Here is a 21,451-nt window from a genome sequence, read left to right as displayed (position 1 = left end):
GACCAAAATTTACACAAATAAAAAACCCGTATAGACTGGCTCTGTACGGGTTTTTTATTGGATTCGAGGTTAGGTTATTTTATTTTTTACCCAACTGATTGAGCAATGTTTCTACGGCTTTTTCCAATTGCTGGTCGCGGCCTTTTACTACTTGCTCGTATTCATTGTTTACTTTTACATCTGGCTCAAGTTGTTGGTTTTCAAGATATTTACCTTTTGTATCTTTCGCACCAACTTCAGGAATACCAAAATAAAGTGTCGGATCTTGGAGCGTTTCCCACCAAACGGCAGTCATTGTACCTGGCACGGGCATACCCACAATTTTACCAATACCCAACGTCTGGTACACATACGGGAAAGCGTGCGCATCAGAGTAGTTACTTTCACTTACCAGCAAGGCACTTGGCTTAGTCCATTTCGACATTGGGTCGTGGCCGAAATCCTGACCGCGCGGCGAAAGCGTAACGTATTCTTTACCCGTGAAAAGCGTCGCCAAGTCATCGTGCAACCAACCGCCACCATTAAAGCGCGTATCAATTACAATAGCTTCTTTGTCCGAATATCTACCCAAAACCTCCGAGTAAACTTCTCTAAAACTTTGACTGTTCATGCCTTGCACGTGTACATATCCCAAACGGCCACCCGAAAGTTTTTCTACTTGCTCGCGGCGGCGTTTTACCCAACGTTCGTACAAAAGTTCGTTTTCACGACCCACAGACACAGGTTTAATGGTCTCGTCGCGGCGTGTTGCGCCACCCGCTTCGGCGATGGTCAGCGTTACAGGTTTGCCCGCTTTGCGATTCAGTAACGGGTAATAATCCATGTCTGGGGTAATAAGTACACCGTCTATTTTTTCGATTACGTCACCCACTTTCACGGCTTTTTTGGTTTGTTGCAATGGGCTTTTGTCCATTATCTCCACGATTTTCAAACCATTGCCTTTGTATTTTGTATCATAAAAAGCCGCTAAAGAAGCCGTTTGGTCGGCTTGTTTGCTGCTATGACGGTAGCCCGAACCCGTGTGCGAAGCGTTCAACTCGCCCAACAACTCGCTTAGCATTTCCGCAAAATCGTAGTTGTTGTTGATGTGTGGCAAAAATTTGTTGTATGCTTTTTTGTAAAAATCCCAGTCCACGCCATGCAAAGCAGGGTCATAGAATTTCTTTTTCACTTGTCGCCAAGCGTGTTCAAAGAAATAGGCACGTTCGCCGCTGCGGTCAAGATTCATTTCACTTCTGTACGAAATGCCTTTTTTCTTGCCATCGCTCAACGAAATTTTGGAAAGCGAACCATCGGCCACCACAAAAAGACTTTCGCCGTCTTTGCTCATTTCCATACCCACCGAACCAGCATCTAATTTGGCTAACAACTTGGTTTCATGTTCCTTAAAATCGTTTACCCACAAATCAAAACCTTTTTCAAAACGGCTCATGTAATACAATTTCGTGCCGTCTTTGTTGAGGAATGCGCCACCGAGTTGCGAAGAATGAATCGTTAGGCGAACGCGACGATCTTCCAGATGCTCGAAATCTATTTCGATAGGCTTTACGCTTTCCTCCTTTTTGTCGTCGGACTTGCCTTTTTTGTCATCTTTCTTTTTATCGTCTTTTTTATCCTCCTTCTTGTCGTCTTTTTTGTTGGTTTCTTTCCAAGCCTCGTACTCCTCTTTGCTCATTACAAATTGATTGTAAGCATCTTGCGTAAAGAACAAAGCGTACATATCGTCTTGTGCGCCCCAACTGCCATGGCTGCGCATACCTTGTCTGTCCGAAGACCAAAGCATGGCTTTGCCGCCTAATTGCCAAATCGGGTTGGTATCCGAATAGCCGCTATTGGTCAAATTTTTCACTTTGCCTTTGCCGTCTGCCGAAATGAGACCAACTTCAGGCAAAAACAAATGCGTAGTAGCATAATTCACCAAAAACCATTTGCTATCTGGCGACCAGTTGTACCATTGGTCTCCGTCCGAATACGAATAGTTGTGTTCTTTGCCCAAAATCGTGCGAACTTGTTTGGTAGCCAAATTAATTACACGCAAAATCACGCGTTCTTCCAAAAAGGCAACTTCCTTTCCATCAGGCGAATACATCGGCTGAAAAGTTTCGGCTTCCGTTTCCAACAAAGGTTCTTCTTTGATTTCGGTTGCGTTATAGAAATGCTTTTCGTCTGCTTTCACCAATTTGGTTTGGTACAAATTCCAACTGCCGTTTCTTTCGCCAGCGTACAAAATAGATTTTCCGTCGGGGCTAAAACTCACATTGCGTTCTTGCTCTGGCGTGTTGGTAATGCGTTTGGTGGTACCGTATTCTACCGCCGTTACGAACACTTCGCCACGTTCCACAAACACAACTTCTTTGCCGTCGGGTGAAACAGATATTTCCGTCGCGCCATTACCAGACGTAAGCAATTCTTTATCCGAATTGGCAAACTCATAAGGCAACGTAACATTGATTTTACGTGGCTCGCCGTTGGCTTCTTTCACATAAATTTCACCGTCAAACGAATAACAAAGTTTGTTGTCTTGCGAAGCGGTCAGGAAACGTACAGGATGTTTGTCGTAGCGCGTAATTTGGGTATTTTGTTTCGTTCCCAAATCCAACTGATGCACATTGAAAGTGCCTGATTGTTCGCTCAAATAATAAATACTTTTCTCGTCGGCAGCAAAAACAGGATTGCGGTCTTCGCCCATAAACGAGGTGATATACTCGTGTTTTTGTGTGGCTACATCGTACATCATCACATCACGCGCCACCGCCGAAGTATGGTGTTTGCGCCATTCGTTCTCGTAGCCTTTGCGGTTGTAGTAAAGTAAACGCTTTGCAGCTTTGTCGTAAACGGCTTCTTGTGCGGGCACGGTTAGCACTTGTTCGGGACGGCCACCCGCTACCGACACGGCGTAAAGCTCAGGCAACACGCCACTCGGAAACATCACGTTTTCGGGCGAGTCGGCAATTACGGCATTGTACAACACTTTTTTGCCGTCGGGCGTAAAAGATGTCGGCAACTCACCACCCGAAAACGTGGTGAGGCGTTGCGCTGTGCCACCTTGCGAAGGCATCACGTACACATCAAAATTGCCATTGCGGTCGGAGGCAAAAGCCACTTGCTTGCCGTCGGGCGACCAAACCGCTTTGTAGTTGTAGGAATTGTTCAGGGTAAGGGGAACGGCAACACCGCCATCAGCAGAAACTTTGAACAAGCTACCTTTGTAGTTGAAAATAATTTCTTTGCCATTGGGCGAAATAGCTGGATAACGCAACCACAAAGGGGCGGCGGTTTCTTGTCCCATCGCTACGGCACACTGCAACAGCAACGCACCCAGTAAGGATTTTTTCATAAGGAAAGAAAAGTTAAGTAAAAAAATACGCTGGCCAATGTATAAACTGCCATGATACAAAGCTATTGATTCCCGCAAACAAAACAGTTCGGATTATACCAACCGCCCAAAATGCAGGAACAACGGCACAAGCAACGGACAAAAGATACACGAACGCTCAAAAGGTTGCTTTTCCATTCGCCCCGAAAACGCTACCTTCGCTTTCTGATAGATTTTTTTCCTTTTGATTGAATAAAAAAATATGCTTGGCCTCAAACTTCCCACAGACCCACGTTGGACGGACATTGCGCAAAAAAATATTGAAGAAATATTGATAGACCACGCCTATTGCGAACAAAAAGCCGCTTCCAGTGCCATTTCCCTGATTATCCAATATCCCGAAAAAGCAAAGTTGGTGGACACACTCACCGAAATTGTAGCGGAAGAATGGAGTCATTTTGAACGCGTGCTGGCCGAACTCAAAAAACGCGGCTTGCAACTCGGACACGCACGCCGCGACGTATATGTAACCGAGCTGCTCAAACTCGAACGCAAGGGCGGCGATGCCGATTGGCGACTATTGGATAAATTATTGGTTTGCGCCATCATTGAGGCGCGGAGTTGTGAGCGATTTCGGTTGCTTTCGCAAGAAATCAGCGACACGGAACTACGCAAGTTTTATTATGAGCTAATGGTTTCGGAAGCAGGCCATTACACTACATTTGTGGATTTGGCTAAAGAATATCGCCCCGCCGAAGAAGTGAGGCAACGCCTTAACGAACTACTGGAAGCAGAAGCCAAAATCATCGCGGATATGAGCATCAGAGGCGACAGAGTTCATTAAAACAACCATTGCATAGCCGAAAGTATTATCTTTGTTTTTTGTTTCGGAAAAAAGACTAAATGAACATTACCTTATCCCATTCTGGCAAGCAACATTCTTATAAAGTAGCCAAAGCCCTTCTCAATTTGGGGGCTTTAGATGTCTTTTATACCAGTTCGTACATTACCAACACGGCACTGCAAAATTATTTGCTACAAAAAGGAAATACCTATTGGACGCGCCGCTTTGAAGAAGGCTTGGGCGGAAAATATGTAGAAGCTAATTGGCGTTTTGAACTAAAAGAACTGGCCTTGCGCCGCTTGTACGGCAAAACGTCAGTTACTCAAAATGCTGTTTACCAAAGGGATATGGATTTTGATAATTATGTAGCAAGTCTGTTGCGCAAACGCAAGTCTGATGTGTACTGGGGTTTTCAGGGAAGTTGTTATGAAAGTTTGGCGGCAGCGACCCAAACAGGCAAGTTGGCTGTTTGTGAGTTGGCCACCGCACACGTAAAGTCCGCGCAACAGATTTTGGGAGAAGAAGCGCGTTTGCACCCAGAGTGGGCAGACAGCATCGACAATTTGGTTTTTCCTGCACATTACGAAAAAAGATTGGCAGAAGAACCACATCGCGCCGACCGTGTAATCGCGGCTTCGTCGTTTACGCGCCAAACGCTATTGGCCGACGGCATAAGCGATAACAAAATTATTGTATTGCCATTGGGCGCGGCCATAGACCATGTGCCGTATATAAATCCAGAAATCACCAAAGGCGCAGACATTACAAAACGTCCGCTCAGATTACTGTATGCGGGCACGGTTACGCAGCGCAAAGGCATGAAATATTTACTTGATGCTATGAAACTTTTGCCTAAAGGCGCGGCAGAATTGCACATCGTGGGCGGCATACAAGGCGCAGGCGAGGCATTTGCCAAAGAAAAAGATTGGTATTCGTATAGGCCAGCCGTTTCGCAAATGGAAATGTTTGGTTTGTATCAAGAGTTTGATGCGCTGGTGCTGCCAACGATTTTTGAGGGATTCGGGTTGGTAATAGTGGAAGCAATGGCCGCAGGCTTGCCCGTGATTACAACACCTCATTCTATTGGCCCAGAATTGATAGAAAACGATAAAAACGGCTACATTGTGCCTGTTCGGGATACGAAGGCATTGGCGCAAGCTATCGAAACTTTGCGCGGAAAAGATGCACAGGCTTACACACAAATGCGCCTTGCAGCTCGCAACGCAGCTTTGCAGTATTCATGGGAAAGCTATGAACAAAAATTATCAAGTATTTTGGCAAATCAACTAAAAGCATGGGTATAACGGGCATCACCATTGTTACTTATTTATTGGTCTTATTCGCGTTATATGTGTTTTTAAAATATAATGATGAGTGGATTGCGCTAATCGTATTTTTCTTTATTTCGTCGGGGCTAAATCGCTATAATGTAGTGATGGACAAAAAAGCCAGCTGGGTAAGAGTTGCCTACTCAAGAGGAGTAGATTTTTTTAAAATGACGGATGAACTTGGTTTAGAGGCACTCAATCTCTTTTTATTTGGTACAACCATGCTCTCCATAAGCTATTTTTATTTTTCAGTCCAACTAAAAAACGTAAAAGTTAAAAAAAAAGACACCCCACAGCAGCTAAACGCATATCTAAATATACATCAGCCAACAATTATCTTTGGTTTTATTGGCATTTTTGTGGTCAATACGGTAACAAAAGCCTTCGGTAGTCTACTTTCTGGTGCAGGCTCATATCTAATGCTATTCGGGATGGCACTAGGCGGAATGATTGTACTTATTTATATTACCATTCAAAGTTTATCATTAAGGCAAAATTTTTTTTCAAAGATTCTACTTACTGTGATAATGCTTTTTGCCATTGTCAATTCTTATGACCCTTACTTGCGATTTCAATTTTTGTCATGGGCTATTGCTGCAGGTATTGTGTTCCTAAAAAATAAAAGTATAACACAAAAACTCATGTATTATGTGGTAGGTGGAAGTGCAATCATAATTGTATTTGCAATAGCAGGGGTATCTCGTTCTCAAAATTTATCCAAATTATCTGTTTCAGAGATTATGGATAAAGCATTGGCTAGATCGAGTAATGCCGAAGATTCCAATATGCTTGATGGATTTATGATGACATTACAAGTTTATCCACAACATCTTAATTATCAATATGGAATGCAACATCTCGAAATTTTGATGCGCCCAATTCCTCGTGCCTTATGGCCAGACAAACCACCTGGAGGATACGCCAACAAATTAGGATTAAATGACAATATGCAAGGAAACTATGTTGGTATTTCAGAGTCTCTGTATGGAACATTTTATGGGGAAGGAGCAATCATAGGCATTATCTTATTTTGTATATTATATGGTTATTTATTTGCAAAAGCATTTCAATATGCAGATAGATATAGTTCAGATATAAAATATCTTCTAAAGGGTGTTATTTTGGCCTCCACTATTCCGCTCATGCGAGGCGGGGACTTGCCTGGCATCATTGCTTTTGTGGGGATGAGCTATTGGCCCATATTTTTATTATTACGAGGATATACCAACTATATTAACGCTGAAAATCTCCGAAAAAAACGTATTAATTCCCGCTTGGCGCATCAAGCTAAACTTATGCAACAAAATCAAAACTTAACCAAAACTGATGCTACAATTTAATAAATTTCATTTTTTTAATACATATAAAGAATAAAATTTATTTTTTTAAATTTGCTAATATGCCTCTAAAGCTATATTTTTAACCTTAAATTACAAACGACAAAGTATCGTTTAAATTCAATAACAGACACAATCGTCGTGCTTTTATTCAAAACAGGTGCATAGTTCTTACATAAAAACAATTAACCTTATGCTAAAATATTACATACATGCTAAGGGAATCATACTTTTATGTTCGTTGATATTATTATTAACGAACACTAGTTGCAATACTTATCACTATGGCGCAAAAACAAGAGGCTGGTCTTTTGTCTATCGCCTTAATCCGTTGGTAAAAAATGGCACTAATTGCCACAAAATGGCTGCGTACGGCGGAAAAGCTAAGCGTAAAAAGGTAAAAGGCTACGAACCCCCTGGCGGTATGAAAAGTCTGGCAGGAAGCCCTCCTATTTTTAATGCCAGTAGCAATAGCAATCCTTTACCACAGACACCACCACCTGTTGTTACCCAACAACCCAACCCTACGCCAGTACCCGAAGAACGCATAGACAAATCTATTCCACCTCCAGACCCAACACTTACCAAAGACCAAGTAAAAAACTATAAAAAATTAGGCTTAAAACCTAAAGTAGTGCTACAACCTGTTTATTTTGAGACGAATAGCGGGGTCGTGGATGTAACACAAACAGCACAGTTTAGTGATGCCATGCAATACGGTTTGGACGGTTACATTATCTTGGTAGAAGGCCATACCGACGACGTAGGAACAGAAGAATCCAACGACAAACTTTCGCAAAAGCGTGTTGATGAGGTACAAAATGAACTGACCATCGTAGGCGTACCAGCCGATAGAATACAAACAGTTGGGTATGGCGAACGCCAACCAATCGTTCCAAACACTTCAGCTGCCAACAGAAAGAAAAACCGCCGTGTACAATTCTTAATCTTCTAATAAAACAAAGCCCCCCCCACCGACAAAGTGGGGTTTTCTTTTTGCTAAAAATCAAAATATTCGGTTGGTTTCTTGGCGGGCTTTTTGGCGGCAGGCTCGGCCTTTTTCTCCTCTTTTTCCCTGTCTTGTTTGCGGAACAAGTTCTTAAATTCTTCTTTTTCCTGCTTCCAACTCTGCTTGATTTTTTCTTTTACGGCTTGTTTGTCATAAGCTATCTTAAAATCGTCGGTTGTGCCTTTTACCGTCAGCATCACGGAAGTTTTCCCGCCTCCCTCCTCTCGAATTGCCCCGAAAGCCGCGTCGCGGTCTGGACGCGCAAAATTATTCAGCGGCACTTTGAGTTTATAATCCATTTTTTTGTCGAAAGTCTGCGTTCCCATCACCGACACGGCAAACACATTGGATTTTATTTCCATTTCAGGAATATAAAGCGTCTGATTTTCAAGCCTAAATGTATTTTTCAGTTCCGCAAAACGCAAATTACTTAACTCCTCGCGGTCAATAAATTTGGAAAGTTGTTGCATCGGTTCAAAATTATTCAACTGCCCATTGGCAATGGAAGTAACGGCCTCCGCCCAGAGTCGGCGCGTATCAATCTCCAATTTTTCATTAAAATACACTTTGGCGCGTGTGTCGGTCGTCAGTTTGCCGCGTATTTGCTTGTGCGTCAGGAATTTTTGATTAAAATCTTCAAACAAATAAAACACGCTATCTGCATCAATTTTCTGAAATTGTATGCGCAAATCGGCCAACATATCGTCTTGTTTTTGGGCGTTCAGTGTACCCGTTAAACCAATTTTCCCGCCCGCCAATTGCATCGAAAACGTTTCGGCATTGGCTTGTTGCGAAGCCAACGTAAACAAACCCGTGATTTTTTTGGGGTGAAATTGACGAAAAGCCAAATTGTCGATGTCGCACTGCAAACGCAAAGCCAACTTAGGCGAAATCACAAATTTATATGGCTCTTCTTTCGCTGTATTCTCCTTATTTTCAGCTGATTGCCCTGACGCAGAAAGCAATTCGTCCAAATCTAAATTGCGAGATTTAAAACTGGCATCAAGGCGCAAATCAGCATGAGGGAACAAGAAAAATGCAATGGAATTTTTAAAATAACCGTCCAAAGCAAAATCGCTGCCGCCTGCTCTGCCCTGAAATCCCGAAACAGCAATATCATTTTTGTTAAAAATAAAATTGCCTTCCAGCCCCGTAAACTCATAAGCTTTGTTTTTGAGCTTAAAATCAAGGTTTTGAATCGAAAGTTCGCCGTCGGTTTGCGTGTTGCTGATCGTCGAAACGGATTTGAGGTCGGCCAAACGGCCTTTAAAATCCAACGTCAAATCCAAGTGGCCACGCGCAAAGTCAATGGCTTTTTGCGGAAATAATTGAAAAAGTGATTCTACATCAAAATCCCCCGAAAAGCTAAGTTCCAAAAACGGGTCTTTGAAATTACGAACAGCGACACTTGCTTCAAAAAGTTTATCATCAAGGCTTCCACGCAATTCGCGCATCGCAAAAGTGCCTTCTCCCGCATTAGAGAAATGCCCTTTAAAGCCCACTTTTTCAATGCGTTTTTTGAAATCTGGGTGATAGAACGCCACATTTTTACAACCAAAATCCAACGAAATGGCAGGTTGTTTTTTCTTAGAAACTTCGCCTTTGGCTGTGCCTTCAAAATAAATTTCGCCTTCGCTTTGGTAAGCACTTACTTTCTGATACAGCGATTTGGGCAACAAAGAAAGCAGACTTGGAATGGTCGTATTTTTTCCTTCAAACGACAAATCTAAAAGCGTTTTTGGCGCAGTGGTTACAGTGCCACGCACGCCAAATTCCATTTTTTCTATCTGAATATCAGTCGGTTGTATCGTTAATTGATTCTGAATTTTATCAAAAACTAATTCAGTCAGGAAGTTGATATTTTTTTCTTGGAAGAAAATCTCTTGCCCGCTTTTGATGCGATTGACCAACAGTTTGCCGTCTAAAGTAGTGCGTACTGCCGCGCTGTCCAGATGCAAAGAAGCTTTGAGTTGGCGTGCCAGCAAGTCGAATGTTTGCGACGAGTCGGGGCTGTATCGCACCAACATCGCATCAAGTTTTATTTGATTGAGATGGAATTTGATGGGTTTGGCTTGCGTAGTAGTTGGCGCAGTAGTGTCAGGTGCTAAAATCAGATAATTGGGATTGCCGTCGGCATCTTTTCGGATATTAATTTCACCTTCTTCGGCCACCACTCTATTAATTTCGTATTGGCCATTTATCAACTTAAGCAAACCAAACGTAAAATACAATTTCTTGGCTTTGAGCAATGGCGTTTGGCTACCTTTGATACTTTCCGTTACGCTAATGTCGTGAAAAGTAAGTGCCACACGCGGAAAAGTATCCCAAAATGTCAGTTCAATTTTGCTCACCGAAACGGGTGTGCGAAGTTTCTTGTTAGCCTCTTCCACAAACAACCCAATGAGTTTGTCTTGATACACATAAACCAGCGTTGCCGACACGGCCAGCAAACTAAACAGCGCAATGAACGTGTAAAGCACAAAGCGAACAATAAACTTTCTCAATTTTTTGATGCGAAAAGATTAAAAATCGGCCAACATAACAAAGGCCACAAAGTTACACAAAATCATAGCCCATAACGCTATAAAATTAGCCGTTATTTCAGGGCAAAAATAAAACCCAACTCAAAGAAGTTGGGTTCTGACTGTATGTATTTTATGCTAAATTAAATTTTATGTTTCATAATCTCAAACACGTTGGTGCGTACTGATGTACAAATCGCATCAGTTGGTAAGTCATTGGCATCCAAGCCAAAAGGCTCCTCAATTTCTCCCGCAATAAAGTCCAAACCAACGAAAGCGTAGAAGATAATCATGACAATGGGCACAGACCAATAATGTATTTCGTGGATAAAGCCAAAAGGCAAGATAAAAATAAACAAGAAAATAAATTTCATTAGGTGGATTTTGTAGGCCGACGGAATCGGAGATTTTTTGATACGTTCGCAGCCTCCTAAAATATCCGTAAGAGCTTCCATTTGCTTATCCAACATCATAAATTGTTCTACAGTAAATGTCTTCTTTTCGTACAAATCATTGACTTTCTGATACATAATAGATGCTATGCGATTAGGAACATGGGATGTATTCATCAAAAATTCGGTGGTATAAGTCTTATCGAGTGGCAAAATTTCGTCGGCACGCACACCGCTACGCAAATGTTCCTTGAGTGCATACGAATAATTAATAATCGTTTTAGCAAAAAAATCGCGGTTTTCTTTGTCCTCATTTGGTAAATACGCATTGAATTTCAAGGCCAAATTGCGGCTCGTATTGAGCAAAGCACCCAACAAACGGCGGCCTTCCCACCAGCGATCATACGAAGTATTGGTACGAAATACCAACAACAAACCCAACACAATACCCATCAACGAGTAAATGAACGAAGGAATTATCATTTTGTCATTGATATAATTATTATTCAAATACACCAACGCCAACGTATAAGTCCCCGCCGTAAGAACACCAGGTGTGAGATTATGGAGCGTTTTACTTGAAAAAAATAGCTTAACAACTTCAATCCAAGTAGTAGAATTATGCTCAATCATACTGTTTCTATGTTTTTGATTTAATAGCAGAAAGATTTACAATGTTAAATAATTTATTGATTAAATTTTATTATTTCCTATCAAAAAATTAGGTATAGCTATAAAAAATAAGCCCCACTTCCTTGAGAAGTGAGGCTTAGTATATGGCATGAAATCCAGATTATGCTTCAGTTGTTGGTTCTGAAGATTCTGAACTTTCTTCAGCAGCAGGAGTTTCTGTGCTTTCAGCAGCAGCTTTAGGGGCAGTGCTACGACGGCTACGACGAGTTTTAGTAGCAGCAGCTTCTTTAGTTTCAGCCAAAAGAGTTGTGTTATAGTCCACCAACTCAATCAAGCAAACTTCAGCGTTATCACCCAAACGGTTGCCTAATTTAACGATGCGAGTGTAGCCACCTGGACGGCTAGCAATTTTCTCAGCTACATCACCAAACAATACTTTTACGCTCTCTTTATTTTGAAGATAAGAGAATACAGTACGGCGAGAGTGTGTAGTATCGTTTTTTGCCTTTGTAAGCAAAGGCTCAATATACTTGCGCAATTCTTTAGCTTTGGCAAGTGTTGTTTCGATACGCTTGTGCAATATCAACGACGAAGCCATGTTTGAAAGCATAGCTTTGCGGTGAGATGCAGTGCGACCTAAGTGATTAAAACTTTTTCCGTGTCTCATTTTAGTTAATCTTCATCAAGTTTATACTTAGATAAGTCCATACCAAACGTCAATTGTTTTTCAACCATGAGTTGTTCCAATTCGGTAAGGGACTTTTTACCGAAGTTACGGAACTTCATCATGTCCGACACTTCGAGTCTGGCCAAGTCGCCAAGTGTTTTGATGTCTGCGGCCTTCAAGCAATTGTAAGCGCGAACAGACAAATCAAGGTCAGCGAGCGAGGTTTTAAGCAATTTACGCATGTGTAGCATTTCCTCATCCACCGCTTCATCTTCTTGTGGTTTGGCCACTTCGAAGGTCATCGTCTGGTCAGAGAACAGCATAAAGTGCTTAATCAATATATTGGCAGCACCTTTCAGTGCATCTTCAGGGTGAATAGAACCATCAGTTTCTATATCGAGGAGCAAACGCTCATAGTCTGTTTTTTGTTCTACCCTTGTATTTTCAATACTATACTTTACGTTTTTGATAGGCGTAAAGATGGCATCAATAGGAATAACACCTGTGAGTTGTTCTGCTGGCTTGTTTTCGTCCGCAGGTACATAGCCTCTGCCTTTTTCCAAAGTGATTTCCACTTCAAGTTCACGCGAAGAATCTATGTTACAAATCACTAAGTCAGGGTTGAGAATCTGAAACGAAGGGGTAAACTTCTCAATATCTCCTGCTTTGAAAACTTCCTGATTACGCAAATGAATCTGGATTTTGTTGTCAAGCACGTCAGATACTTTCTTGAAACGCACCATTTTGAGGTTCAAGATAACTTCAGATACGTCTTCCACCACACCTTCAATGGTTGAGAACTCATGCAACACGCCTTCTATTTTCACAGAAGTAATGGCATATCCTTCCAATGAAGAAAGAAGGATTCGTCTCAAAGCATTGCCAATCGTAACTCCGTACCCTTTTTCAAGTGGTTTAAATTCGAACAAGCCTCTGAAATCGTCGGCTTTTTCCATCACCACTTTTTCAGGCATTTGAAATGCTAATATTGACATAGTCGTATGTGGTTTGTAAGTAGAAAGTTAAAATTACTTAGAGTACAATTCGACGATAAGTTGCTCCTGAATGTTTTCAGGGATAGCATCTCTGTCAGGGTATGACACGAATGTACCGCTTAATTCAGCACTATTCCACTCCAACCATGGGAATTTCTTTGCGCTGCGAGCAGAAAGACTTGTAGTGATCGCCTCCAAAGATTTTGATTTCTCACGTACACCTATCACTTGACCTGGTTTTACAGAGTATGAAGGAACGTTTACTACTTCACCACCTACTACGATGTGTTTATGTAGAACTAATTGGCGAGCCGCACGACGTGTAGGAGCAATACCCAAACGGTACACTACGTTGTCTAAGCGAGCCTCAAGGAAACGAAGCAAGTTCTCACCTGTAACCCCATGCTTACGAGCAGCTTTGTCGAAAAGGTTAGCGAACTGACGTTCCAAAACGCCGTAAGTATATTTTGCTTTTTGTTTTTCGCCTAATTGAACAGCGTATTCAGATTGTTTTCTTCTCTTTCCGCGGCCATGTTGTCCCGGAGGATACGCTTTCTTTTGTAAAGCTTTGCTTGCGCCCAAGATTGGTTCATTGAAGCGACGAGCAATTTTAGATTTTGGTCCTGTATAACGAGCCATTTTCTATGTTGATTGTTGTTATATATGATAGTAAAGCGTCAGGCAACAAAAACGTAATTCAGAAGGTTTCCCGCCCGACAAGATAACCAAACCTATACTCTTCTGCGTTTAGGCGGGCGGCAACCGTTGTGTGGTAGCGGAGTTACATCGCGGATGATAGTAACTTCTAATCCAGCGGCTTGTAATGTACGAATAGCTGACTCGCGTCCAGCACCAGGGCCTTTTACGAATACTTCCACTTTACGCAAACCTAATTCAAAAGCTGTTTGAGCGCAGTTAGCGGCAGCTGTTTGAGCAGCGTAAGGTGTATTTTTTTTCGAGCCTTTGAAGCCCATTTTACCAGCAGATGACCAAGAAATTACTTGTCCTGCGTTGTTGGTAATTGATACGATAATGTTGTTGAAAGAAGCCTTAATGTGCACTTGACCAGTAGCTTCCACTACTACGACACGCTTTTTAGCTTTATCTTTTCTTTTATTTCCTTGTGCCATATCACATAAAATGTTAAACGGAGGTAATCCGACAAAAAGTGCCAGCAAAGCCAGCACTCATGCCATCTATAATCGGTCAATGATTACTTACTACTTAGTAGCTTTTTTCTTGTTGGCTACTGTCTTACGTTTACCCTTACGAGTACGTGAGTTGTTTTTAGTACGTTGTCCACGCAAAGGCAAACCTTTACGGTGACGAAGGCCACGGTAGCAACCGATGTCCATCAGGCGTTTGATGCTCATCTGAACTTCAGATTTAAGCACACCTTCCGTTTTATACTCAGCACCGATGACAGCACGAATGGCATTAGCCTCATCTTCAGTCCAAGTGCTTACTTTTTTGTTTGCATCTACACCTGCTTTAGCAAGTATAGCCTTTGCAGAGCTGCGGCCTATACCGAAAATATAGGTTAAGGAGATTTCACCGCGCTTGTTATCTGGAATATCTACTCCTGAAATTCTAGCCATAGTATAAAATGATTATCCTTGTCTTTGTTTATAGCGAGGATTTTTTTTGTTAATAACGTACAGTTTGCCTTTGCGTCTGATGACTTTACAGTCCACGCTGCGTTTTTTAATTGAAGCTTTTACTTTCATTGCCTGAGTTGATTTGAATGGAATAAGATACAACTTCACAGCTGTACCTCTACGATTTTACTTGTATCTGTAAACGATTCTGCCTTTTGTTAAATCGTAAGGCGACATCTCTAATTTGATTTTATCGCCAGGCAGAATCTTAATGTAGTTCATGCGCATCTTGCCAGAAATGTGGGCAATTACTTGGTGTCCATTTTCTAACTCTACTCGAAACATAGCGTTAGAAAGAGCCTCCACGATAGTGCCGTCTTGTTCGATAGAAGTCTGTTTTGCCATATCAAAATTGGAATACTTCGTCTATGTATTGAAATGTGGTTAGGATTTGTGGTTTGCCTTCGACAATCGCTATCGTATGCTCAAAATGAGCTGATGGTTTGCGGTCTGCCGTGCGAATTGTCCAGCCATCTCTATCTTGAAATATTTGCTTTTTACCTAAATTGACCATCGGCTCAATGGCAATCACCAAGCCTTCGCTCAACATAGTACCTTTGCCTTTCTTTCCATAGTTGGGAACTTCTGGACTCTCGTGCAAACTGCGTCCTAATCCGTGACCAACTAATTCCCTTACAACGGAATATCCTTTGGCTTCTACGAATTGCTGTACTGCACTTCCTATATCTCCCGTACGGTTTCCCGCTTGTGCCGCTTCTATTCCTAAAAATAAAGAGGCTTTCGTGTCAATAAGAAGTTGCATTGTTTCTTTCTTCACATTCCCTACAGGGTAAGTGTAGGCACTGTCGGCATGAAAGCCATTGAGCAAAACACCGCAATCTACAGAAACTATATCTCCGTCCTTGATTTCATAATCGCTGGGCATTCCATGAACTACAACATCATTAACGGAGATACAGAGTGAATAAGGGAAGCCATTATAACCTTTAAAAGAAGGATGAGCTCCGTTATCCGAAATATACTCGTAAGCTAATTTGTCAAGCGACTTGGTCGTGATTCCAGATTTTATTGTCTTAGAAACCAAACCTTGCGTGCGGCCTAACAAATCACCGCTTAAACGTATCAGTTCTATTTCCTCTAAGGTTTTGTATTTAATACCTTGCTTTTCTTGCGACATAAACCTTAGGCTACTATTACGTTTTGGTCATTGTCCTTGAATTGGCCGCTTTCCATCAATCCTTCATAGTGTTTCATGAGTAGATAGCTTTCAATTTGTTGTAAAGTATCAAGTACAACACCAACCATAATCAAAAGAGATGTTCCCCCAAAGAACTGAGCGAAGTCTCTGCTCACGCCCAATTGCGTTACCAATGCAGGAAGGATGGCTACTGCTGCCAAGAAAAAAGCACCTGGCAAAGTAATTCGGTCTATCACATTAGCAATATAATCGGATGTCTGTTCTCCTGGTTTTATACCTGGGATAAAGCCGTTATTACGTTTCATGTCTTCAGCGATTTGGTTTGGATTCACCGAAATAGCCGTATAGAAGAATGTGAAAACAATAATCAAGACGGTAAAAGTAAGGCTATACTGCCAAGACGAAGGATCGCCGAAAGTAGAGCCAATGTAGCCCGCAACTTCGCTTTCTTCTCTGAAGGCAGTCGCTACAATCGCAGGAATAAACATCAAGGATTGAGCGAAAACGATAGGCATAACACCTGCTGAGTTTACCTTCAAAGGAATGAATTGGCGTTGGCCACCATATACTTTGTTACCAATTACTTGTTTGGCATACTGAACAGGTATCCTGCGAGTAGCTTGCGTAAGCATTACTACGCCCATTACCACAAAGAACAATACTACAAGCTCCAGAACGAATACTAACGCACCGTCCATGTTACGAGAAGCAGCTTCTTTGATGATGGCACCTGGCAAACGAGAGATGATACCAATCATAATTAGCATCGAAATACCGTTACCAATACCTTTTTCGGTGATTTTTTCTCCAAGCCACATACAGAAGATTGTACCTGCTGTAAGCGTAATCATGGAAGAGGCAACGAAAAGGGTTTTACCAAAATAAGGGTCAATAGCGTCGGCAGGGATGGTAGCTGTAACGTAGCCAACAGACTGCCCTAATGTTACTAATACAGTCAGGAAGCGAGTCATTTGGTTGAGTTTTTTTCTACCAGACTCACCGTCTTTCTGTAGTTTTTGGAAATGAGGCACGGCCACCGTAAGCAACTGCACGATAATCGAAGCAGTGATATATGGCATAATACCTAGACCAAAAACAGACGCATTGCTAAACGCACCGCCTAAAAACGTGTCCAAAAGCCCGAAAATACCAGAGGTATTGCCTTCGAGTTTGTTAGCATCTACGCCAGGAAGCACGATGTACGAACCCAAACGGAAGATACCCAAAAACAACAGAGTATTGATAATTCTGACTCTTAGATCTTCAATAGAGAAGATATTTTTAAGCGTTGTGATAAACTTTTTCATACAAAAATTTAGAGAACAGTAGCTTTGCCGCCAGCTTTCTCGATAGAAGCTACAGCTGTAGCTGAGAAAGCGTGAGCTTTTACTTCAACATTAGCCTTGAATTCGCCGCGACCAAGAACTTTTACTAAATCGTTCTTAGACATCATGCCATGCTCTTTCAAGAAATCTGTATCAATTACAGATGGGCTATATGTATCAGCAAGTGTTTGCAAAGCATCAAGGTTGATAACTTTGTATTCTACACGGTTAGGGCTTGTGAAACCAAACTTAGGTACACGGCGTTGCAAAGGCATTTGACCACCTTCAAAACCCATTTTCTGTTTTGTACCAGAGCGTGAGTTTGCACCTTTATGACCACGTGTCGAAGTTCCACCCTTACCTGAGCCAGAACCACGTCCTACACGTTTGATGTTCTTTGTAGAACCAGCGGCTGGTTTGATAGTATGTAAATTCATGATTATAATTCTGTTACAGTTACTAAGTGATTAACTTTATTCACCATACCAGCGATTTGAGGAGTATATTCTACCTCTACGCTTCTGTTGATTTTACCCAAGCCCAAAGCAACGATGGTTGCTTTTTGTTTGTGGGATTTGTCGATAGTGCTACGCACTTGCGTTATTTTTACCTTTGCCATCGTTGAAATTACCCGTTAAATACTTTAGTCAAGGAAACTGCACGATGCTGTGCTACTGTTTGTGGGTCACGCATACGAGCAAGTGCATCGAAAGTAGCTTTTACTACGTTGTGTGGGTTAGAAGAACCTTTTGATTTCGCCAAAACGTCTTTAATACCAGCACTTTCCAATACGGCACGCATCGCACCACCAGCAATAATACCAGTACCTTTAGCAGCTGGTTTCAAAAGAACAAAACCACCGCTGTACTTACCGTGCATTTCATGTGGAACTGTGTCTTTTAGAATAGGAACTTTAATTAAGTTCTTTTTTGCGTCGTCGATACCTTTAGTGATTGCGTCTGTTACTTCGTTAGCTTTACCTAAACCGTAACCTACTACGCCATGACCATCGCCAACAACAACAATAGCAGAGAAACTGAAACGGCGACCACCTTTTACCACTTTTGCAACGCGGTTGATAGCCACAACTTTTTCTTTCAGCTCAATATCGCTTGATTTTACAGATTTCAGATTGATTTGAGACATTGTTTTTAGAATTTAAGCCCACCTTCGCGAGCACCTTCAGCAAATGCTTTTACTCTACCGTGATACAAATAGCCATTACGGTCAAATACTACTTCAGAAACGCCAGCAGCTACAGCTTTTTCAGCGATTTTCTGGCCTACCGATTTTGATAGCTCCACTTTAGGTGCTTTCACATCTTTCAATTCTGAAGAGGAAGCACTCACCAAAGTACGGCCACTTACGTCGTCAATCAATTGCGCGTAGATGTGAACGTTACTTCTGAAAACAGATAGTCTAGGCTTGACAGCAGTACCACTTACTTTTTTACGGATACTGGCCTTTATTTTTAGTCTTCTAAGTTCTTTTTTACTTGGCATTTTGCTTATTATTTAGCGGAAGTTTTACCAGCTTTTCTTCTAACCACCTCACCAACGAAGCGAACACCTTTACCTTTGTAAGGCTCTACTTGACGTAACGAGCGGATTTTTGCAGCCACTTGGCCAATCAATTGCTTGTCAATTCCTTCCAATGTAACTACTGGGTTTTTACCTTTTTCAGTAACAGCACCTGCCTTAATTTCTTGAGGAAGTGTCATTACGATGTTGTGAGAGTAACCTAAGCTCATTTCAAGGTTTGCACCTGTCATCGCAGCTTTGAAACCTACACCCACCAATTCCAACTTAATGGTATAACCTTCACTTACGCCCTTAACCATGTTTCCCAACAAAGAGCGATATAGACCGTGCATGGCTTTGTGTCTTTTCTGTTCAGTAGGGCGAGTAAGCACCAATTGGCCACCTTCTACCTCTACTTTAATATCAGAATCAACCGCTTGCGACAATGCACCTTTAGGTCCTTTTACTGTAACCTCGTTTGAAGCCGATACCGATACCTCTACGCCTTTTGGAAGGTCAATCGGCTTTTTTCCAATTCTTGACATTTGAGTATTCCTCCTAAATGATTAATAGATATAGCACAATACTTCTCCGCCTACGTTAAGATCGCGGGCTTGCTTGTCTGTAACAACTCCTTTAGAAGTTGATAACACAGCCACACCCAAACCACTTAGTACACGTGGCAAGTTTCCTGTACCTACATACTTACGCAAGCCTGGCTTGCTTACTCTAACCAAGCTCACGATGGCTGGTTGTTTCGTTACTGGGTGATACTTAAGAGCTATCTTGATAGTACCTTGCACGGCATTATCTTCAAATTTATAGCTTTGAATATACCCTTGGTCATACAATACCTTTGTAATGTCCTTCTTAATGCTAGAAGCAGGTATTTCTACAATTCTGTGGTTTGCCTTGATGGCATTCCTCAATCTTGTAAGATAATCGGCTATCGGATCAGTTGTCATTTATTTTTTATATCTGTTTGGATACATTTTTATTTTGGGAGTGCAAATGTAGAAATTTATTTACAAACAAAAAATTTTTATCGTTTTTTTTTCGCACTATCTATCAGGCATTTAGAATATTCATTCCAAATACCGCCCCTTTTTATTTGCTATTCTCATAGCGGCACTAAAACCTTGATATTCTGCTTAAAATTCCAATTGCATCTACGCAACACACTATAAAATATAGGCCTGCCCCTTCTTCGGGATTTCTACTTGCCCAAATCCTTCTTGCTCAAGCGTCTGTTTGAAAGCCAACATCGTATCATATTCGCCATGAACCACAAAAAGTTTTTGTAGCTGAGTCGGTTTTTGCTGTTTTACAAAACTTAACAAGTCGTCCAAATCAGCATGGCCACTAAACACGTCCGTGCGCTCCACATTAGCCAACACAGGCACTTCTTTGTTTCCGATGCGCAATGTTTTTTGGCCATTGGTCAGGCGATACCCCAGCGTGCCCTCAGCCGCAAAACCAATCATCAAAATAGTACAATATGGATTCTGAATATTCTTGCGAATATGCTCCTCTACCCTTCCGCCGCTTATCATTCCCGACGAAGAAATGATAATACAAGGCTCGTGATAACTGGATACGGCGCGACTTTGCTCCATGTTTTCCACGTAGTGCAAGTTCTCAAAATCAAACAATTCCTCATGTTCTTCCTGAAATTCTTGCGCGTCGGCATTAAGCAGTTTTACATATTTTTGATGAATCTGGGTGCTTTGCAAAGCCATTGGGCTATCCGAAAACACTTTGATTGGTGCAATACTTTCCTGTGAATATAATTTATTCAAGGTATAAAGCAACGCTTGCGTACGCCCAACACTAAATGCAGGGATAATCAAACGGCCTGGAATGTCGATGCAAGTACGCTTAATCACGTCGGCCAAAATATCTTCTGGCTTGCCTTTGGCTTCGTGGCGGCGGTTGCCGTACGTGGATTCGCAAATCAAATAATCAACTGGCGGAAATGGCGCGGGGTCTGGCAACAAGGGATAATTATGGCGACCAATATCCCCCGAAAATCCTATTCGTTTGGTCTGGCCATTTTCCTCAATTATTTCTACCAAAATATTGGCCGCACCCAACAAATGCCCCGTCGGGATAAAAGTAACGTACATATTGTGGCGCACTTTGAAGCGTTGCTGAAAAGCAATCGTAACAAAACGCTCTACGGCTTCGTCCACGTGGCGTTCCAAGTACATATCCGACGTATCGGGCGGCGGTTGATGGCTGCGTTTGGAACTGCGGCGGCTGCCATGAATGGCTTTCAGCTTGTTGCGGTGCAAAGAAGCCGAATCCATCAACAATAATTTTGTAAGCGAATAAGTAGCTGATGTACAAAGGATTTGACCTTCGTAACCTTCGCGGATAAGGTTCGGGAGATTGCCCGAATGGTCGATGTGCGCGTGCGTGAGCAACACCAAATTAATAAGAGAAGGCTCAAACGGAAACAACAACCCTTGTCTTTCTCTGAAGTTCATTTCAGCAGATTCTTCGCGGTCGCGTGCCATTTCTGTACCGCAATCAATCAATATTCGGTAGTCGTCGTCGAGTTCGAGCAAAAACATACTACCAGTTACCTGTCGGGCTGCTCCCCAAAATGTTAATTTCATTACTTTAAATATATTTTAGAAAATAGCCTCATAGTGAGCTATTTAGTACAAATCGTGTCCTGATGATGCAACAACAAATGGAGGTGTGGGGGCGGCCATGAAAACCTAAAAGTTCACAAGTTACA

Annotated in this window: 23 protein-coding genes; 4 read left to right on the top strand and 19 right to left on the bottom strand. The window is 41.9% G+C overall.

Translation table 11 applies throughout. The features are described from left to right. Positions 1–79: 79 nt before the first annotated feature. Entirely contained in the window at positions 80–3,337 is a 3,258-nt protein-coding gene (locus BM090_RS11465; RefSeq protein ID WP_091512736.1) for a S41 family peptidase, read from the bottom strand. Positions 3,338–3,578: 241 nt separating this feature from the next. Here BM090_RS11465 and miaE point away from each other — a divergent pair, with 241 nt between their 5' ends. From miaE to BM090_RS11445, 4 genes are all read left to right on the top strand, one after another. After that, on the top strand, positions 3,579–4,160 hold the full coding sequence (gene miaE, locus BM090_RS11460; protein ID WP_091512732.1) for a MiaE family protein: 582 nt from the start codon (positions 3,579–3,581) through the stop codon (positions 4,158–4,160). Positions 4,161–4,219: 59 nt separating this feature from the next. Then, positions 4,220–5,464, top strand: coding sequence for a glycosyltransferase (locus tag BM090_RS11455; RefSeq protein ID WP_091512727.1), 1,245 nt, complete (start codon positions 4,220–4,222; stop codon positions 5,462–5,464). Continuing rightward, positions 5,455–6,828 carry a hypothetical protein gene (locus BM090_RS11450; protein ID WP_091512725.1) on the top strand — a complete coding sequence of 458 codons (1,374 nt, stop codon included), beginning with the start codon at positions 5,455–5,457 and terminating at the stop codon, positions 6,826–6,828. The genes BM090_RS11455 and BM090_RS11450 overlap by 10 nt, the downstream gene beginning before the upstream one ends. Before the next feature lie 238 nt (positions 6,829–7,066). Next, positions 7,067–7,780 carry an OmpA family protein gene (locus tag BM090_RS11445; RefSeq protein ID WP_177199913.1) on the top strand — a complete coding sequence of 238 codons (714 nt, stop codon included), beginning with the start codon at positions 7,067–7,069 and terminating at the stop codon, positions 7,778–7,780. A gap of 44 nt (positions 7,781–7,824) precedes the next feature. On the opposite strand, the gene BM090_RS11440 is transcribed toward BM090_RS11445, so the two are convergent. The 18 genes from BM090_RS11440 to BM090_RS11355 all read right to left on the bottom strand — a co-directional run bounded on the left by BM090_RS11440 (position 7,825) and on the right by BM090_RS11355 (position 21,326). After that, entirely contained in the window at positions 7,825–10,338 is a 2,514-nt protein-coding gene (locus tag BM090_RS11440) for an AsmA-like C-terminal region-containing protein (RefSeq protein WP_091512719.1), read from the bottom strand. Positions 10,339–10,499: 161 nt separating this feature from the next. Then, positions 10,500–11,381 carry a bestrophin family protein gene (locus BM090_RS11435; RefSeq protein ID WP_091512716.1) on the bottom strand — a complete coding sequence of 294 codons (882 nt, stop codon included), beginning with the start codon at positions 11,379–11,381 and terminating at the stop codon, positions 10,500–10,502. A 160-nt stretch (positions 11,382–11,541) separates the two neighbouring features. After that, positions 11,542–12,048 (bottom strand): 50S ribosomal protein L17, encoded by a 507-nt coding sequence (rplQ, locus tag BM090_RS11430; RefSeq protein ID WP_091512714.1) that lies wholly within the window; start codon positions 12,046–12,048, stop codon positions 11,542–11,544. A 5-nt stretch (positions 12,049–12,053) separates the two neighbouring features. Continuing rightward, positions 12,054–13,043 (bottom strand): DNA-directed RNA polymerase subunit alpha, encoded by a 990-nt coding sequence (locus tag BM090_RS11425; protein ID WP_091512711.1) that lies wholly within the window; start codon positions 13,041–13,043, stop codon positions 12,054–12,056. A 33-nt stretch (positions 13,044–13,076) separates the two neighbouring features. Next, positions 13,077–13,682, bottom strand: a complete 606-nt coding sequence (rpsD, locus tag BM090_RS11420) for a 30S ribosomal protein S4 (protein ID WP_091512708.1) — start codon at positions 13,680–13,682, stop codon at positions 13,077–13,079. Between the two features lie 92 nt (positions 13,683–13,774). Next, positions 13,775–14,173, bottom strand: a complete 399-nt coding sequence (gene rpsK / locus BM090_RS11415) for a 30S ribosomal protein S11 (protein ID WP_091512706.1) — start codon at positions 14,171–14,173, stop codon at positions 13,775–13,777. A 90-nt stretch (positions 14,174–14,263) separates the two neighbouring features. Next, positions 14,264–14,641, bottom strand: coding sequence for a 30S ribosomal protein S13 (gene rpsM / locus BM090_RS11410; RefSeq protein WP_091512703.1), 378 nt, complete (start codon positions 14,639–14,641; stop codon positions 14,264–14,266). A 12-nt stretch (positions 14,642–14,653) separates the two neighbouring features. Further along, positions 14,654–14,770 (bottom strand): 50S ribosomal protein L36, encoded by a 117-nt coding sequence (gene rpmJ, locus BM090_RS11405; protein ID WP_091512700.1) that lies wholly within the window; start codon positions 14,768–14,770, stop codon positions 14,654–14,656. A 57-nt stretch (positions 14,771–14,827) separates the two neighbouring features. After that, complete coding sequence (infA, locus tag BM090_RS11400) at positions 14,828–15,046, bottom strand: translation initiation factor IF-1 (protein ID WP_091512697.1); 219 nt, start codon at positions 15,044–15,046, stop codon at positions 14,828–14,830. Position 15,047: 1 nt separating this feature from the next. Next, positions 15,048–15,839, bottom strand: coding sequence for a type I methionyl aminopeptidase (map, locus tag BM090_RS11395; protein ID WP_091512694.1), 792 nt, complete (start codon positions 15,837–15,839; stop codon positions 15,048–15,050). Between the two features lie 5 nt (positions 15,840–15,844). Continuing rightward, positions 15,845–17,167 (bottom strand): preprotein translocase subunit SecY, encoded by a 1,323-nt coding sequence (gene secY / locus BM090_RS11390; protein ID WP_091512691.1) that lies wholly within the window; start codon positions 17,165–17,167, stop codon positions 15,845–15,847. Positions 17,168–17,175: 8 nt separating this feature from the next. Further along, positions 17,176–17,622 carry a 50S ribosomal protein L15 gene (gene rplO, locus BM090_RS11385; RefSeq protein ID WP_091512689.1) on the bottom strand — a complete coding sequence of 149 codons (447 nt, stop codon included), beginning with the start codon at positions 17,620–17,622 and terminating at the stop codon, positions 17,176–17,178. Between the two features lie 2 nt (positions 17,623–17,624). After that, entirely contained in the window at positions 17,625–17,804 is a 180-nt protein-coding gene (gene rpmD, locus BM090_RS11380) for a 50S ribosomal protein L30 (RefSeq protein ID WP_091512685.1), read from the bottom strand. A gap of 8 nt (positions 17,805–17,812) precedes the next feature. Then, a complete protein-coding gene (gene rpsE / locus BM090_RS11375) occupies positions 17,813–18,331 on the bottom strand; it encodes a 30S ribosomal protein S5 (RefSeq protein WP_091512682.1) in 519 nt (172 codons plus the stop codon). A gap of 5 nt (positions 18,332–18,336) precedes the next feature. Further along, the gene (gene rplR, locus BM090_RS11370; protein ID WP_091512679.1) at positions 18,337–18,687 is read right to left on the bottom strand and encodes a 50S ribosomal protein L18; all 351 of its coding nucleotides are present in this window, start codon (positions 18,685–18,687) and stop codon (positions 18,337–18,339) included. 8 nt (positions 18,688–18,695) lie between these two features. Beyond that, positions 18,696–19,250: a 50S ribosomal protein L6 gene (rplF, locus tag BM090_RS11365; RefSeq protein ID WP_091512675.1), complete on the bottom strand. Its 555-nt coding sequence runs from the start codon at positions 19,248–19,250 to the stop codon at positions 18,696–18,698. Positions 19,251–19,271: 21 nt separating this feature from the next. After that, positions 19,272–19,670, bottom strand: a complete 399-nt coding sequence (rpsH, locus tag BM090_RS11360; protein ID WP_091512672.1) for a 30S ribosomal protein S8 — start codon at positions 19,668–19,670, stop codon at positions 19,272–19,274. A gap of 216 nt (positions 19,671–19,886) precedes the next feature. Next, positions 19,887–21,326 carry an MBL fold metallo-hydrolase RNA specificity domain-containing protein gene (locus BM090_RS11355; protein ID WP_091512668.1) on the bottom strand — a complete coding sequence of 480 codons (1,440 nt, stop codon included), beginning with the start codon at positions 21,324–21,326 and terminating at the stop codon, positions 19,887–19,889. Between the last annotated feature and the right edge of the window lie 125 nt (positions 21,327–21,451).

Source organism: Flexibacter flexilis DSM 6793 (assembly GCF_900112255.1).
In the GTDB taxonomy this organism is placed as follows: Bacteria; Bacteroidota; Bacteroidia; order Cytophagales; family Flexibacteraceae; genus Flexibacter; species Flexibacter flexilis.
This window is presented reverse-complemented; position numbering and strand designations above follow the sequence as displayed.

What these genes read in the sequence shown, in the direction of transcription:
- BM090_RS11465 (WP_091512736.1), bottom strand. Translation starts at nt 3,337, where the DNA reads ATGAAAAAATCCTTACTGGGTGCGTTGCTGTTGCAGTGTGCCGTAGCG.
- miaE (WP_091512732.1), top strand. Translation starts at nt 3,579, where the DNA reads ATGCTTGGCCTCAAACTTCCCACAGACCCACGTTGGACGGACATTGCG.
- BM090_RS11455 (WP_091512727.1), top strand. Translation starts at nt 4,220, where the DNA reads ATGAACATTACCTTATCCCATTCTGGCAAGCAACATTCTTATAAAGTA.
- BM090_RS11450 (WP_091512725.1), top strand. Translation starts at nt 5,455, where the DNA reads ATGGGTATAACGGGCATCACCATTGTTACTTATTTATTGGTCTTATTC.
- BM090_RS11435 (WP_091512716.1), bottom strand. Translation starts at nt 11,381, where the DNA reads ATGATTGAGCATAATTCTACTACTTGGATTGAAGTTGTTAAGCTATTT.
- rplQ (WP_091512714.1), bottom strand. Translation starts at nt 12,048, where the DNA reads ATGAGACACGGAAAAAGTTTTAATCACTTAGGTCGCACTGCATCTCAC.
- BM090_RS11425 (WP_091512711.1), bottom strand. Translation starts at nt 13,043, where the DNA reads ATGTCAATATTAGCATTTCAAATGCCTGAAAAAGTGGTGATGGAAAAA.
- rpsD (WP_091512708.1), bottom strand. Translation starts at nt 13,682, where the DNA reads ATGGCTCGTTATACAGGACCAAAATCTAAAATTGCTCGTCGCTTCAAT.
- rpsK (WP_091512706.1), bottom strand. Translation starts at nt 14,173, where the DNA reads ATGGCACAAGGAAATAAAAGAAAAGATAAAGCTAAAAAGCGTGTCGTA.
- rpsM (WP_091512703.1), bottom strand. Translation starts at nt 14,641, where the DNA reads ATGGCTAGAATTTCAGGAGTAGATATTCCAGATAACAAGCGCGGTGAA.
- rpmJ (WP_091512700.1), bottom strand. Translation starts at nt 14,770, where the DNA reads ATGAAAGTAAAAGCTTCAATTAAAAAACGCAGCGTGGACTGTAAAGTC.
- infA (WP_091512697.1), bottom strand. Translation starts at nt 15,046, where the DNA reads ATGGCAAAACAGACTTCTATCGAACAAGACGGCACTATCGTGGAGGCT.
- map (WP_091512694.1), bottom strand. Translation starts at nt 15,839, where the DNA reads ATGTCGCAAGAAAAGCAAGGTATTAAATACAAAACCTTAGAGGAAATA.
- secY (WP_091512691.1), bottom strand. Translation starts at nt 17,167, where the DNA reads ATGAAAAAGTTTATCACAACGCTTAAAAATATCTTCTCTATTGAAGAT.
- rplO (WP_091512689.1), bottom strand. Translation starts at nt 17,622, where the DNA reads ATGAATTTACATACTATCAAACCAGCCGCTGGTTCTACAAAGAACATC.
- rpmD (WP_091512685.1), bottom strand. Translation starts at nt 17,804, where the DNA reads ATGGCAAAGGTAAAAATAACGCAAGTGCGTAGCACTATCGACAAATCC.
- rpsE (WP_091512682.1), bottom strand. Translation starts at nt 18,331, where the DNA reads ATGTCTCAAATCAATCTGAAATCTGTAAAATCAAGCGATATTGAGCTG.
- rplR (WP_091512679.1), bottom strand. Translation starts at nt 18,687, where the DNA reads ATGCCAAGTAAAAAAGAACTTAGAAGACTAAAAATAAAGGCCAGTATC.
- rplF (WP_091512675.1), bottom strand. Translation starts at nt 19,250, where the DNA reads ATGTCAAGAATTGGAAAAAAGCCGATTGACCTTCCAAAAGGCGTAGAG.
- rpsH (WP_091512672.1), bottom strand. Translation starts at nt 19,670, where the DNA reads ATGACAACTGATCCGATAGCCGATTATCTTACAAGATTGAGGAATGCC.
- BM090_RS11355 (WP_091512668.1), bottom strand. Translation starts at nt 21,326, where the DNA reads ATGAAATTAACATTTTGGGGAGCAGCCCGACAGGTAACTGGTAGTATG.